The sequence below is a fragment of the Limnohabitans radicicola genome (genome assembly GCF_014837235.1).
Lineage (GTDB): Bacteria > Pseudomonadota > Gammaproteobacteria > Burkholderiales > Burkholderiaceae_C > Limnohabitans_A > Limnohabitans_A radicicola.
On record NZ_JACYFT010000001.1, the window covers coordinates 1,166,860 to 1,180,628 of the forward strand.

General features: G+C 63.0%; 14 protein-coding genes and 1 pseudogene. 7 read left to right on the forward strand and 8 right to left on the reverse strand.

Going from position 1 to position 13,769, the window contains the following annotated elements; genetic code table 11:
• Positions 1-18 precede the first annotated feature (18 nt).
• The 4 genes and pseudogenes from IC609_RS05800 to IC609_RS05815 all read right to left on the reverse strand — a co-directional run bounded on the left by IC609_RS05800 (position 19) and on the right by IC609_RS05815 (position 3,803).
• A complete protein-coding gene (locus IC609_RS05800) occupies positions 19-1,209 on the reverse strand; it encodes an MFS transporter (protein ID WP_333473639.1) in 1,191 nt (396 codons plus the stop codon).
• Positions 1,206-2,197: pseudogene (locus IC609_RS16250) on the reverse strand (Bug family tripartite tricarboxylate transporter substrate binding protein). Before IC609_RS16250 ends, IC609_RS05800 begins: the two are co-directional and overlap by 4 nt.
• Positions 2,194-2,796, reverse strand: coding sequence for a carboxymuconolactone decarboxylase family protein (locus IC609_RS05810; protein ID WP_225223999.1), 603 nt, complete (start codon positions 2,794-2,796; stop codon positions 2,194-2,196). The pseudogene IC609_RS16250 and the gene IC609_RS05810 overlap by 4 nt, the downstream one beginning before the upstream one ends.
• Positions 2,797-2,813: 17 nt before the next feature.
• Complete coding sequence (locus tag IC609_RS05815) at positions 2,814-3,803, reverse strand: Bug family tripartite tricarboxylate transporter substrate binding protein (protein ID WP_191818469.1); 990 nt, start codon at positions 3,801-3,803, stop codon at positions 2,814-2,816.
• 181 nt (positions 3,804-3,984) lie between these two features.
• Between IC609_RS05815 and argE the strand changes: the two genes are divergently transcribed.
• The 3 genes from argE (at position 3,985) to IC609_RS05830 (ending at position 6,524) form a co-directional block, all read left to right on the forward strand.
• Positions 3,985-5,205 (forward strand): acetylornithine deacetylase, encoded by a 1,221-nt coding sequence (gene argE / locus IC609_RS05820; protein WP_191818470.1) that lies wholly within the window; start codon positions 3,985-3,987, stop codon positions 5,203-5,205.
• A 19-nt stretch (positions 5,206-5,224) separates the two neighbouring features.
• Positions 5,225-6,193, forward strand: coding sequence for a tripartite tricarboxylate transporter substrate binding protein (locus IC609_RS05825; RefSeq protein WP_191818471.1), 969 nt, complete (start codon positions 5,225-5,227; stop codon positions 6,191-6,193).
• 97 nt (positions 6,194-6,290) lie between these two features.
• Positions 6,291-6,524: a DUF2789 family protein gene (locus IC609_RS05830; protein WP_191818472.1), complete on the forward strand. Its 234-nt coding sequence runs from the start codon at positions 6,291-6,293 to the stop codon at positions 6,522-6,524.
• 3 nt (positions 6,525-6,527) lie between these two features.
• Here the strand turns inward: IC609_RS05830 and IC609_RS05835 are convergent, their stop codons facing one another.
• From IC609_RS05835 to IC609_RS05850, 4 genes are all read right to left on the reverse strand, one after another.
• Positions 6,528-7,601, reverse strand: coding sequence for a 3-deoxy-7-phosphoheptulonate synthase (locus IC609_RS05835; RefSeq protein WP_191818473.1), 1,074 nt, complete (start codon positions 7,599-7,601; stop codon positions 6,528-6,530).
• A gap of 69 nt (positions 7,602-7,670) precedes the next feature.
• Positions 7,671-8,051: an AtuA-related protein gene (locus tag IC609_RS05840; protein WP_191818474.1), complete on the reverse strand. Its 381-nt coding sequence runs from the start codon at positions 8,049-8,051 to the stop codon at positions 7,671-7,673.
• Positions 8,048-9,424 (reverse strand): acyclic terpene utilization AtuA family protein, encoded by a 1,377-nt coding sequence (locus tag IC609_RS05845; RefSeq protein ID WP_191818475.1) that lies wholly within the window; start codon positions 9,422-9,424, stop codon positions 8,048-8,050. The genes IC609_RS05840 and IC609_RS05845 overlap by 4 nt, the downstream gene beginning before the upstream one ends.
• Positions 9,421-10,053 carry a TetR/AcrR family transcriptional regulator gene (locus IC609_RS05850; RefSeq protein ID WP_333473641.1) on the reverse strand — a complete coding sequence of 211 codons (633 nt, stop codon included), beginning with the start codon at positions 10,051-10,053 and terminating at the stop codon, positions 9,421-9,423. The genes IC609_RS05845 and IC609_RS05850 overlap by 4 nt, the downstream gene beginning before the upstream one ends.
• Before the next feature lie 171 nt (positions 10,054-10,224).
• On the opposite strand from IC609_RS05850, the gene IC609_RS05855 reads away from it, so the two are divergent.
• The 4 genes from IC609_RS05855 to IC609_RS05870 are packed head-to-tail and all read left to right on the forward strand — an operon-like array spanning position 10,225 to position 13,768.
• On the forward strand, positions 10,225-11,100 hold the full coding sequence (locus tag IC609_RS05855; RefSeq protein ID WP_191818477.1) for a branched-chain amino acid ABC transporter permease: 876 nt from the start codon (positions 10,225-10,227) through the stop codon (positions 11,098-11,100).
• Positions 11,101-11,103: 3 nt separating this feature from the next.
• Positions 11,104-12,180 (forward strand): branched-chain amino acid ABC transporter permease, encoded by a 1,077-nt coding sequence (locus IC609_RS05860; protein WP_191818478.1) that lies wholly within the window; start codon positions 11,104-11,106, stop codon positions 12,178-12,180.
• The gene (locus tag IC609_RS05865; protein WP_191818479.1) at positions 12,177-12,992 is read left to right on the forward strand and encodes an ABC transporter ATP-binding protein; all 816 of its coding nucleotides are present in this window, start codon (positions 12,177-12,179) and stop codon (positions 12,990-12,992) included. The genes IC609_RS05860 and IC609_RS05865 overlap by 4 nt, the downstream gene beginning before the upstream one ends.
• Positions 12,989-13,768: an ABC transporter ATP-binding protein gene (locus IC609_RS05870; RefSeq protein WP_191818480.1), complete on the forward strand. Its 780-nt coding sequence runs from the start codon at positions 12,989-12,991 to the stop codon at positions 13,766-13,768. The genes IC609_RS05865 and IC609_RS05870 overlap by 4 nt, the downstream gene beginning before the upstream one ends.
• Position 13,769 lies beyond the last annotated feature (1 nt).

Here is a 13,769-nt window from a genome sequence, read left to right on the forward strand (position 1 = left end):
GCTCAGCAGGCCGCCGGCTCAAGCCGTGGCTGTCTGACGCCTCTGACTCCACCACAACACCAGCGCACTGCAAGTGGCCACCCCCATGAGGGCCAGAAAGCCCGCACGGTAAGTGCCAAACACGGTCGAGAGCAAACCGAACACGGGCGGGCCGAGCACCACGCCCAAAAACGTGAACGCCAGCGTGCCGCCTGTGGCCAGGCTCGCCATGCCTTCGGGCGCACGGCGGGCCACTTCGGCCAGGTACACGCCGTTCCAGCCAATGGCCGAGGCACCGAAGACCACCAACACGAGGATCATCCAAAGCCGTGGCGCGTCGTCCGACAGCAGGGCGGTGGACAGCGCACCGCCCACCATCAAGCCCGCCAGCACAAAAAGCATGCGCCGTGCACCCAGCCAGCGGTCGGCCACAAAACCCCACAGAATGCGGCCACCGATGCCGCCCATCTGGGTCACCGACAGCAGCAGCCCGGCCAGCACCAGGCCAAAACGCAAATCGTCATGCAAGTAGGTCACCAGATAGGTGGTCAGTGACATCTGCACCATCGAAAACATGAACGAGCAAGCGGCCATGGTGGTGAGTGCCTTGTGCGCCAGTACCAAACGGATCGGCTGGATCAGGCTGCCCAGATGCACGCGGTGGCCTGCATCGCGGTCTTCGTCGAGTTCACGGCGCAGGGGCTGCGACACCAGAGCGCAGACCACGCAAACCGCCGCGACCGCCGTCATGCTCAGCTGCCAACCCACCAGCAGCAGCAAGCTGGGCACCACGGCCCCCGCCAACATGCTGCCCACGGGCACGCCGGTTTGCTTGATCGAGAACACCAGCGACATCTGGTCTTTGGGCGTGGTGCGCGCCAGCAGGTGCGAGCTGGCGGGCGTGATCGGCCCGTAACCCAGGCCAATGCACACCGCCCCCAGCACCATCGCAGGCAGCCAGGGCACCATGCACAGCAAGAGGCCAATTGCGCACAGCAGCAAGCCCCACTGGCTCACACGGATGGCGCCCAGGCGCCGCACGGTGGCGCCGCCCAGCAAGCTGGCGGTCATGGCCCCCGCGTAGGTGATCGAAACGTACATCCCAACCAAGGCGGGCGAGACCTGGAGTGCCTCCGCCACCACTGGGGCCATGACGGGCAAGGTCAGCAAGGCCATGGACACCATGGCCTGGATCACCAGCGTGATCAGAAGCGGGAGCCAGGCGCTCACTCTGGCTTGACACCTGCTTTGGTCAGCAAGCTCCCCAAGGTGTCGATTTCATGTTTGAGGTGGGCCCGCAAAGCATCAGGTCGGGCCAGATCGACACTCACGGCCGAGATGCCCATGCTCTCCAGACGCTGGCGCACCTCGGGGTCACCCACCGAGGCTTGCAGCGCCGCCGTGAGTTTGTCGAGCACCGGTTTGGGGGTGCCCTTGGGGGCGTAAAGGCCAAACGAGATGTTGATGTCAAAGCCCTGCACACCGGCTTCGGACATCGCCGGCATCTGGGGCAGCGAAGGCAAACGCGTCTTGCCTGCTGCGGCATAGGCCTTGATCTTGCCCGCCTTGATGGACGGCACCGTGCCCGAGGTCTGGTCGCACAGCAGGTCCACCTGTCCGCCCATCAGGTCGTTGAGCGCCGGACCTGTGCCCTTGTAGGGGATCTCGTTGAACTTCACGCCCAGCGTGCTCATCATCATGAGCGCGCACAGGTGCGAGGCCGAGCCCACACCCGCGTGGGCCAGGCTGATTTTGGGGGCGTTGGCTTTCACATAGGCCACAAACTCGTTCAGGTCTTTCGACGGGAACTCGTTGGCGCCGCGATCAGCATCGGACCACTGGTGGCACGGCCAATTGGCTCGAAATCGTCCACTGGGTGGTAGGGCAAGTTTTTGTACATCACCATGTTTGTCGCGTGGCTCACATGGATCATGAGCAGTGTGTAGCCATCGGGCTTGGCACGCGCCACTTTGGCCGTACCGATCGAGCCCGAAGCACCCGCGGTGTTGTCCACCACAATTTGCTGACCCAGCACCTTTTGCATGGCCCCGGCAAACACCCGCGTGATGGTGTCGCCCGGCCCGCCTGGGGCATAGGGCATGACCATGGTGATGGGCTTGCTTGGGAAATCCTGCGCAGCCACCTGAAAAGACAAGGCACAAGCGACAAAGGCAAGAAGGTGGGTGATCGGGGTTTTCATGAAAGGCTTTCGGTTCATTGGAGCAGGCGCTCTCGGATGTCGATCGGGTGCAGCACTTCGAGCGGCAAAGCGCCGCCATTCGGAATACCGACCTGGGTGGCATTGAGCAGCATGGACACCATCACATAGGTGCCCGACAGCACCGTCAGGTCCACCACCGCCTGCTCACCCATGGCGTCCACCGCTTTTTGCCACAGCGCATCGGGCACGCGGTGGTTGAGCGAGAGTTGCACACAGTAGTCGTACACCAGGGCCTCATCGGCCTGCATGCTGGTCGGGCGGCGGCAGGCACGCAGATCGTCCATCACGGCATCGGACAACCCCGCCTTGCGGGCAATGATTTCGTGCGCCCACCACTCGTACTGGGCGTTCGAGATGCGCGCCTGGATCAGGATGGCGAATTCGTTGAGCCGCTTGTTGACCGAAGTGCGAAAACGCAGGTAGTCCAGAAAATCAAAACAGCGCCGCGCCATCTCGGGACTGCGCAACAAGGCGTTGTAAGGGCCGCCCAGCGCCGCACTCGACACCTTGAGGATGTCATCGGCCAGGGGCCGGACTTCGGGCGCCAGCGATGCGTAGGTGAGTTGCGCCAAACGTTCAGGCAGAGGGTGTGTCATGGCCAGCTCGCTCCGGTTCAGTCGATCTTGGCGCCCGAGTCCTTGACGATCTGCGCCCAGCGCACCAGATCGGACCGGACAATGGCCCCCAACTGCTCGCCCGTGCCCTTGAAAGGCTCACAGCCGAGTGTGGCCAGTTTGTCTTTGACATCGGCGCTGTCGAGCGCCTTGCCGATCTCGTCTTGCAACGCGGCCAGCACCGCTTTGGGCGTGCCCGCAGGTGCAAACAGGCCATACCAAGGCGTGGTGCCAAAGCCCTTGATGGTCTCGCCAATGGTGGGCACATCGGGCAACTGGGCCAGCCGCTTTTCATTGACCACGCCCAGCGCCTTGAGCTTGCCGGATTTGATGAAGGCGAGCGAGGATGGCGTGCTCTGCACCGACAGCGGCACCTGGCCACCCACCACATCGGCCGCGGCGGCGGCAGACGCTTTGTAGGGGATGTGGGTCAGCTGGATGCCCGTGGCTTTTTGCAGCATCTCGCCAATCAAGTGGTTGAGCGTGCCGTTGCCCGCCGAGGCGATCGAGAACTTGCCGGGCTGGCCTTTGGCCTGCTGCACCAGCTCGGCCACGTTGTTGCCCGGGAAGGACGGATGGGCCACCAGCACATAGCCCGCCTTGGCCACGGGGGCCACCGGATCGAAGTCCTTGACCGGGTCAAAGCCGGTTTTGGGGTAAAGCGCCGGATTGATGACCTGCGCGCTGTCGGCCGTGAGCATCAGGGTGTAGCCATCGGGCCGGGTCTTGGCCGCGTAGGCGATGCCCACATTGCCGCCTGCGCCCGTGCGGTTCTCGACCACAAAGGACTGCCCGGTCTGCTCGCTGAGCTTTTGTGCCAGCACACGGGCAATCGCGTCGTTGGCCCCCCCGGCAGACTGCGGCACGACCAGGGTCACGGGTCGTGAGGGGTATTTGTCCTGCGCCTGAACAGCGGGCACCAGCGCCAGCACGCTGGTCAGCACGGCCAGCGCCGTGCGGCGGCGCATGAAACAAAAGGTGGTGTGCATCTGTGTCTCCTCATTGGCCCTTGGCTGCGCCTGCGAGATGCTCCCTCGGGCACGGCTGGCCATGATAGGCGGCAAGCCCGCATGACCCCAGTAATGCGGGTGACAGGCCCATCCCCGCCCTTGGCAAGGGGAGAAATGCGCGCAGGTATGATGGTTTTTTTCGATTCTGGAGCCCCATTCCATGAACGCACCGACCCCCCATTCGGCACTCGCCCCCGTCCAGGCCAGCGACCTGGCAGCCCTGCCCTTGATTGAAAAGTGGATTTCGTTCGCCACCGTCTCACGTGACAGCAATCTGGCTTTGCTCGACTGGACCGAGGCGTACCTGAACGACCTGGGCATCCAGTGCAGCCGAACCTACGACGACAGCGGCAAAAAGGCCAACCTCTGGGCCACTTTGCCTGCGCATGACGGTGAAACCAAGGTCGGCGGCATCGTGCTGTCGGGCCACACCGACGTGGTGCCGGTCGACGGTCAGCCATGGAACACCGACCCGTTCCAGGTCACCGTCATCGGCGACAAGATGTACGGCCGTGGCGTGACCGACATGAAGAGCTTTGGTGCCACCGCCCTGATGATGGTGCCCGAACTGCTCAAGCGCCAACTCAAACGCCCGGTGCACCTGGCCTTCAGCTACGACGAGGAAGTCGGCTGCATCGGCGTGCGCCGCATGATCGCCGACATGGTGGCACAAGGCTTCAAACCTGCGGGCTGCATCGTGGGTGAGCCCACGGGCATGCAGGTGGTGATCGCGCACAAGGGCAAGCACGCCTACAAGACCACCGTGCACGGTTTTGAGGCGCATTCCTCGCTCACACCACTGGGCGTGAACGCGGTCGAAATCGCTTGCGAATTTGTGGCCAAGCTCAAGTCCATGCACCGCACCCTGGCGGCCAACGGTCCCTTCGATCCGATCTACGACGTGCCGCACACCACGGTGCACACGGGCGTGATCGCCGGGGGCACGGCACTCAACATCATCCCGCGTGAATGCGAAGTAACCTGGGAAATCCGCCACCACCACATGAACAGCCCCGAAGACCTGTTCGCCCAGGCCAAAGACTTTGCCGACAGCCTGGTGCCCGCCATGCAGGCCGTGGCCCCTGGCACGGGCATCACACACGAGCTCAAATCGGTGCTGCCCGGCTTTGCCACCGAGGCCGACAGCGAGATCGCACAGTTGTGCTTTCACTGCGCCGATGTCGACCCTCAAAGCGGCGCAGGCAAGGTGTCTTTCGGCACGGAAGCTGCTTTGTTCCACCAGGCGGGTGTGCCCACCATCGTGTGTGGCCCCGGCCACATCGCCCAAGCGCACCAACCCAATGAGTGGGTGACGCTGGAGCAACTGGCCTGGTGCGAGCGCTTCATGCGCCGCCTGGCCGATCAACTGTGTGTGAACTGAACCCTGAAAGGACATCGACATGATGCAACGCCGTGAACTGATCGCCTCCAGCCTGGGCGCCGCCCTGCTGTCTGCCTTTGACCTGGCCCGCGCCCAGTCGTCCAAAACAGTGCGCATCGTCGTGCCTTTTGCGGCAGGTGGCGTGCAGGACATCCTGGCCCGCGCACTGTCCAACGAATTGGGTGCCGCCCTGGGTCAAACCGTGATCGTCGAGAACAAGGCGGGTGCCGGCGGCACCATCGGGACGGGCTTTGTGGCACGCGCCGAAGCCGATGGCACGGTCATGGTGGCCGCCGCCGTGAGCCACAACATCGCAGGTTCGCTCTACAACAAACTGAGCTACGACCCCCAGAAAGACTTCACGCCCTACGCCCACATCGGGCACGCCAGCTACGTGATGATGGTCCACCCGGACGTGCCCGCCAAAACGGCCGCCGAGTTCATCCGGTACGCCAAAGCCAACCCCGGCAAAATGAACTACGCCTCGGCCGGTGTGGGCAGCGCAACACACCTGGCCATGGCCTACTTCTGCGGACTGGCCAACATCGACATGGTGCATGTGCCGCTCAAGGCCACGGGCGAAGCCATCAACGAAGTCATTTCGGGACGGGCCCAGGCCGTCATTGCCGCGAGCATCGGCGCGCTGGCCTTCGCCAAGGACAGCCGTCTGCGCCTGCTGGGTGTGACCTCGCCCAAGCGCAGCAAATACCTGCCCGATCTGCCGCCCCTGGCCGACAGCGGCCTGCCCGGTTACCAGTTCGATTCGTGGTTTGGCTTTGTGGGGCCCGCCGCAACACCTCCTGCACAGGCCGACCGCATCAACGCTGCCGTGGGCAAACTGCTCAAGGACCCGGCCATCCTCGAGCGCCTGGACAAGCAGGGCATCGAGCCCCAGGCCATGAGCAATGCGGACTTTGGCAAACTCCTGGCCGCCGACTACGTGCGCATGGCCGCCGTGGTCAAGGCAGCAGGCACCAAACTGGATTGAGGTGCCGAATATCAGCGGTCTGTGAACCAAACCACTGAGGGTCTCTCGTCAGGTGCGCATGCTCCATGTCTGCGTCCACACACGAAAGGGGCACCAGATGCACGGGAATTTTTTCACCATGACCGACCTGTTTGAGCAGCTGGGCCTGCCCTCAGACGCCGAGGCCATCGAACAGTTCATCCGTCAGCATCGGGGCGTCTGCCGTCAGCACACCCTGGTGGCCGCACCGCTGTGGAACGACAGCCAGCGGCACTTCCTGAAAGAGGCGATCGCCCAGGATTCGGACTGGGCCATCGTGGCCGAAAGGCTGACCGGTCTGCTCAGCCAGTGAGCCTCAGCGCCGGGCGCGGCGCTGCTGCACCGCGTTGGCCAGCGCGTCGAGCACAGGCACGGTCTGCTCGAAGCTGATGCAGGCATCGGTGATCGACACGCCGTGCTGCAGCGGCACACCGGGTTTTTGGTCCTGACGGCCTTCGTTCAGGTGGCTCTCGACCATCAGGCCCATGATGCGGGTGTCACCTGCGGCGATTTGCCCGGCCACATCGTGTGCGACTTCAATCTGCTTTTGGTGCTGCTTGCTGCTGTTGGCGTGCGACACATCGACCATGACCTGCGGTGCCAGGCCTGAGGCCTGCAGCGCTTTGCAGGCCGCGTCCACATCGGCGGCCGAGTAGTTGGGCTGCTTGCCGCCACGCAGGATGATGTGCACGTCCTGGTTTCCACGTGTTTCGAAAATCGCGGCCTGGCCCATCTTGGTCATGCCCATGAAGGCGTGCGGGGCTTTGGACGCCACCACCGCATCGGCCGCGACTTTGACGCCACCGTCGGTGCCGTTCTTGAAGCCCACCGGACACGACAGGCCGCTGGCGAGCTGGCGGTGGCTCTGGCTTTCGGTGGTGCGTGCACCAATCGCGCCCCAGGTCACCAGGTCACTGATGTACTGTGGGCTGAGCAGATCGAGGAACTCGGTCGCCACAGGCAGGCCCAGGCCAATGATGTCGAGCAACAATTTGCGCGCCATCTCCAGCCCCTCGTTCATGGCAAAGCTGCCGTCCAGGTGCGGGTCATTGATGTAGCCCTTCCAGCCCACGGTGGTGCGCGGTTTTTCAAAGTACACACGCATCACCACAATCAAGTCTTGGGCGTGCTTGTCGGCTTCGACCTTGAGGCGGCGGGCGTAGTCGATGGCCTGGTCGTGGTCATGGATGGAGCACGGCCCCACCACCACCACGAGGCGGTCGTCCTGGCCTTGCAGCACATGAGAAATGTCCTGACGGGATTGCTCCACCAGCGCCAGGTGCTGCGGCGATGCGGGCCAGCGCTCTTCGAGCAGCGCGGGTGTCATCAAGGGGCGCACCGAAGCAATGCGGGTGTCGTCGATGCGGGTTTTGTCTTGGGTGGAGAGCATGAAAAATCACCGGTGAAATTGCGGTGAGTTTAAAGGCTGCCTTGTGACAGCCTGAGGACACAAGCCAAGTCAGAGCGCTTGCTGCGCGTCCAAAGCGGCCCGCACGGCCGCATCGCCTGCGGCGTCTTCGACCTCGATCTCCATGCGCAGCAGCAGCGCGCCGAAGGTCTTGCCCAGGTTGTCGCTGCGCAGGCTCGACGCCGCACCGCCGCCCAGGGCGTCGTTCAGCACCCACTTGATCGCCAAAATGCGCGGCAACTCATAGCGCTCCACCGCTTCAGCGCCAGGCTGCTGCATCACATGCGCAAAGTGCGCAGCCACGCGCTCAGACGTGACGTATTTTTGGAGCAAGGCATAACCCAAGGGCTCCCAGGCGAACAAGCCGATATCGGCCCGGTTGGCCTTGTCGCCACTGCGGGCGTGGGCGATGTGCGCCAGACGCAGTTTCATGCGATCTCCTGAACATCGACAAGGATGTGCGGCTCGATCGCCTCGCGCCTCACCAGCGAAGGCCACAGGCCCAGCAACTGGCTGGCCGGTTCGATCCCGTGAAAGCCCCCCATGTAAGGCGGGCCAGAGAGCGCCAGCCATGGGAACAGTCGGCCAAAGCCGTCGGCCACACGTTTGTCGGGTGTGCGCACCGCCATGCGCAGCCAGATTTCGTTGATGTCGTCTTCGCTGGCAGGCTGGCTCGCGTGCGGTCCCAAAAACACGTTGTGCCCCAAAAACTCCACGCACACCTCGTCGTGCGGCATCTGCTTGTCGCGCAACTGCTGCTCGATGTTCTCGGCCACCGCCCGCGCTTTGGTGAGGGCATCGGGCCAGCTGAAACCGACCACGGCGTGCCCCATCCAACCCTTCTGGTAACCGGCAACCAGTTTGAATTGTTCTGGCGCAGGGTGGCCTTTGGCGCCCACCACCTCCACACGGTCCGACCCCGCGTCCAACAGCTCCATCTCCCCCATGTCCAGTACCACATCGGGCGTCACGTAGCGGTGTGGGTTGTGCACCTCGTACAGCAACTGCTGGCGCACGGTGTGAAAGTGGATGCGCCCGCCCGTGCCCGGCGCTTTGGTGATGAAGAGCCGACCGTCTTCGCTGACCTCGGCCATGGGGTAGCCGATGTGGGCAAAGTCGGGCATGCGCTGCCAGGCTCCGGCCGAGCCGAAGTTGCCGCCCGCGCCCTGGCCTGAACATTCGAGCAAATGCCCGGCCACGATGCCCTGGGCCAGCTTGTCGAGTTCATTGGCCTGCCAGTTGAATTCGTGCAGCATGGGCGCCAGAAACAGCGCCGCATCCGCCACGCGTCCGGTGATCACAATGTCCGCCCCCTGGTCCAAGGCCTGCGCGATCGGGCGTGCGCCCAGGTACACGTTGGCAAACACCAGCTGCTCGCGCACAGTGTCGATGGCTTGGCCGTTGTCCATGTGGGCAAGGGCCTCGCCCGACTGCTGCAAAGCATCAATTCGGTCCAGCACGGCGTCACCCGTCACCACGGCGATCTTGGCTTTCCAGCCGCGTTTATTGAACAGCTGCACCAGCGCATCGCGCGCGCCCTGGGGATTGAGCCCACCCGCATTGAGCACAAAGCGCACGCCGCGCGCAGCAGCCAATGGCCACAGCTCGGCCAGCATCGGGATCAGGTCTTTGGCATAACCGGTCGCCGGGTCGCGCTGTCGGTCCTTTTGCAGGATCGCCAGGGTCAACTCGGCCAGGTGGTCCGAGCAGACGTACTGCACATCGCCATGCTCAATGGCCGCACGGATCGGGGCCCAGGCATCGCCATAAAAGCCCAGGCCAGCAGCGATGCGAATGGTTTTCATGGGGCCTCGCGCATGAAGAAGCGCACCGTGCGATCAGACAGCGCATCGAGGTCCATCGCCCCACGCCCTGTGTGCTGCTTGTACCAGGTGACGGTGAAGTTGATGGCCCCCATGATCATGAGGCGCGCCGTTTTCACATCGTCGGCCGCGGCCTTGTCGTGGTCGGAATTGGCACCCAGCAAGCCCAGGCTCAGCATTTCCTGGAGACAGGCCTGCCAGAGCAGGTCGTAACGGTCCTTCACCGCAATGATGTCCTGCTTGTGTTCGTCGGGCAGGCTGCGCCAGTCGTACAACAACACCGCAATGAACTCGCTGCCCTCGTCGTGCAGGATGCCATAGTGCGTGCGCACCATGGCCCGAAAGCGCTCCTGCGGTGTGGTGGCCGCCTTCAGGGCCTCCTCGGTGCGGTCCAGGCCCTGACGCAGGCCTTCCTCCATCACGGCTTTGAGTATTTCCTGCTTGTTGCTGAAATGGTAGAACGGGCTGCCCGAGCGCATGCCCACGGCGCCCGCGATGTCACGCACCGTGGTGGCCTCAAAACCTTTTTCGCGGAACAGGCGGGCCGAGGCCCGGATCAGGGCTTGCCTGCGGTTGGCCTCGTCTTGCCCATCGGCAACGGAACGCTTCACTTGTTTACGGGTTTCTGCCATGGCCTAGGGGTTTCCCCAAATTGCGGCGTGTGGTTCACGGCCTAAGATGAAAAGCAAGTGCTTGTTTGGTCATGATAGTGGATTCGATTTTGCTGTCAATGAACTGACTTCCCTTTGAAATCACCCGCCTCAACAGGCAGGAAGGCAAGGATGCAGGAGTTGCAAGTCATCTTCAGTGGGGTCGCACAAGGCTGTATCTACGGCTTGATCGCGCTGGGTTTTGTGTTGATCTACAAAGCCACTGAAACCGTGAGCTTTGCGCAAGGCGAACTCATGATGCTGGGGGCTTTTTGTGGCCTGGCCTGCGTGAACTGGCTGGGCCTGCCGTTCTGGCTGGCCATCCCCTCGTCCATGCTGGCCATGGCCATCATGGGCTGGCTGATCGAGCGCGCCGTCATCCGGCCGGTACTGGGACAACCGGCCTTCTCGATCGTGATGTTGACCATCGGCATCGGCTACGTGGCGCGTGGCCTGATCACCATGATCCCCGACATCGGCACCGAAACCCACACCCTGCAGGTGCCCTACAAGGACACGTCCTTCGACCTGGGAGGGGTGGTCATCGGTGCCACCCAGGTGGTCGTCGTGACGGCCACTGCACTGCTGTCGCTGGTGCTGTACGTCGTGTTCCGCTACTCGCGGGTGGGCATCGCCATGCAGGCCTCTTCCCAAAATCAGCTCGCCGCGTACTACATGGGCATCCCGGTGCAAAAGCTCAACGGCTTGGTCTGGGCCTTGGCCGCAGCAGTGGCCGCCATCGCGGGCTTGCTGCTGGCGCCCATCACTTTTGTACACGCCAACATGGGTTTCATCGGCCTCAAGGCCTTCCCGGCGGCGGTGGTGGGCGGCTTTGGCAGCCTGCCCGGTGCCATAGTGGGCGGCGTGATCATTGGTGTGGTCGAGGCCCTGTCGGGCTTTTGGTTGCCCGAAGGCTTCAAGGACATTGCGGCCTACATTGTGGTGCTTTTGATGCTGGTGCTCAAGCCCAATGGCTTGTTTGGCGAAAACCTGCGCAAGAAAGTCTGATCCATGCGCTTCATCTTCAAGACCGACTACGACCAGGACATCCGGCTGGCCAAGCACGGCGGCCATGTCTTCTGGTACAGCCTGCTGCTGGCCTTCCTGGTGGCCGCACCCTGGCTGATCGAAGAATACTGGCTGGCCCAGCTGACCTTTGTGCTGATTTACAGCGTGGTGGGTTTGGGGCTGATGCTGCTGGCGGGCTTCACCGGACTGTTCTCGATCGGACACGCCGCCTTTCTGGGTGTGGGGGCCTACACCGAAGCCGTGCTGGCCGCCAGAGGTTGGCCGTTCCCGGTGTCGCTGGCGATGGCAGCCGGTCTGTCGGCCGCCGTGGGCGCAGTGGTGGGGCTGCCTGCGCTGCGCGTGAAAGGCATCTACCTGGGCATCGCCACACTGTCCTTCGGCTTCATCGTCGAAGAGGGCCTGGCACGCTGGGAAAGCGTCACGGGCGGTAACGCAGGCATGCACGTCAAAGGCATCCAGATGTTCGGCTGGGAAGCCAACACCAGCGAATCCTTTTACATGGTTTGCCTGGTGGTCACGGTGCTCAGCACCCTGGCCGTACTCAACTTGCTGCGCAGCTCGACTGGCCGGGCCTTTGTCGCCATCCGCGATTCGGAAATTTCCGCGCAAAGCATGGGCATCCACCTGGCGCGCTACAAAACGCTGTCGTTCATGATCTCGGCGGCGCTGGCGGGCATGGGCGGTGCGCTCTACGCCCACAAGCTGCAGTTCATCAGCCCCGACCAGTTCAACATCCTGCAGTCGGTGGACCTCTTGCTGATGGTGGTCATTGGCGGGCTGGGCTCGATCCACGGCGCATTCCTCGGGGCCATCTTCCTGATCACCATGCCGCAGCTGATTTCGCTGGGTAAAGACTACCTGCCCGCGGCCATCGGTCAGGCCCCAGGCCTGCAAGCGGTGGTTTATGGCGCGGTGCTGATCGCTTTTGTGATGTTCGAGCCCATGGGGCTGTATGGCCGCTGGCTCAAGGTCCGCACCTGGTTCCAATTGTTCCCGTTCTACCGCAAGGGCATGTTCAAGCGGCAAAAGAGCTTCCAGAAATCGGACAGGCTGAAATGATGAACGACATCCTGCTTTCTGCACAAAACCTGTCGGTGCGCTTTGGCGGCGTGCTGGCGGTCAACAACGTGAGCTTCGACGTGCAGCGCGGCGAAGTCTTCACCCTGATCGGCCCCAACGGTGCGGGCAAGACCACGGTGTTCAACCTGATCAGCCGCATCTACACCCCCACCTCGGGCCAGATCCTGTACGACGGCCAGGTGCTCACCGATGTGCCGCCGCATGCGGTGGCCAACCTGGGCATCGCACGCACCTTCCAGAACATCGAACTGTTCGAGCACGCCACCGTGCTGCAGAACCTCTTGATCGGTCGACACACGCACCGCAAAACCAGCCTGTGGAGCGAAATGTTCTTCACAGCCAAGACGCGTGCGGCAGAAATCGAAGCGCGTGAAAAGGTCGAGCAGGTGATTGAGTTGCTGGACCTGCAGCACCACCGCGAATCGATGGTCGCAGGTCTGCCCTACGGCGTGCGCAAGGTGGTCGAGCTGGCCCGCGCCTTGTGCACCGAACCGAAACTGTTGCTGCTCGACGAACCGTCCTCGGGCCTGAATGTCGAAGAAACCGAAGACATGGCCTTCTGGATCAGCGACATCAAGAACGTGCTGGGCATCACGGTGCTGATGGTCGAACACGACATGACGCTGGTCTCCAAAGTATCGGACCGCGTGCTGGCGATGGCCCAGGGCATGGAGCTGGCCACCGGCACACCTGCGCAAGTGCAAAGCGATCCGGGCGTGATCGAGGCCTACCTCGGCACCGTCGATGACGTGTCGAGCCTGCGCCGTGAAAACGCGAAGGAGTCGGCATGACAACAGACGGCATTGTGCTCAAGCTCTCCAATGTGGAGAGCGCCTACGGCCCCATCAAGGCCATCCGTGGGGTCAGTCTGCAGGTCAAACAAGGCGAGATCGCCACGGTGCTGGGCTCCAACGGCGCGGGCAAGACCACCATCCTCAAGACCATCAGCGGCATCATCGATCCGCGCAAAGGCTCCATCGAATTCAAAGGCGAAGACATCACGGCGCGCGACCCTTCGCTGATTGTGCAGCGCGGCCTGATGCATGTGCCCGAGGGCCGTGAGGTGTTTCCGCTGCTGTCGATCCGGGACAACCTGCTCATGGGCGCCTACACCCGCCAGGACCGCGACGGTGTAGCCCGCGACATGGAAGCGGTGTTCAATTACTTCCCCATCCTGCGCGAGCGCTCCGCGCAGGACGCCGGGCTGCTGTCGGGCGGCCAGCAGCAGATGCTGGCGATCTCGCGCGCGCTGATGGCCAACCCCGACCTCATTTTGCTGGACGAACCCAGCCTGGGCCTGAGCCCGAAGCTGACCAAGGAAATCTTCGAGATCGTGGTGCGCATCAACCGCGAGCGCGGCACCACCATCTTGCTGGTCGAGCAGAACGCCAACATGGCGCTCAACGCCTCGGATTACGGTTATGTGCTCGAAAACGGCCGCATCGTGATGGAAGACACCTGTGCCAACCTGCGCGAGAAGGAGGACATCAAAGAGTTCTACCTCGGCATGAAGGAAGAAGGCGTGCGCGCCGACCGCCGCTGGAAGAAAAAGAAGAACTGGAGATGAC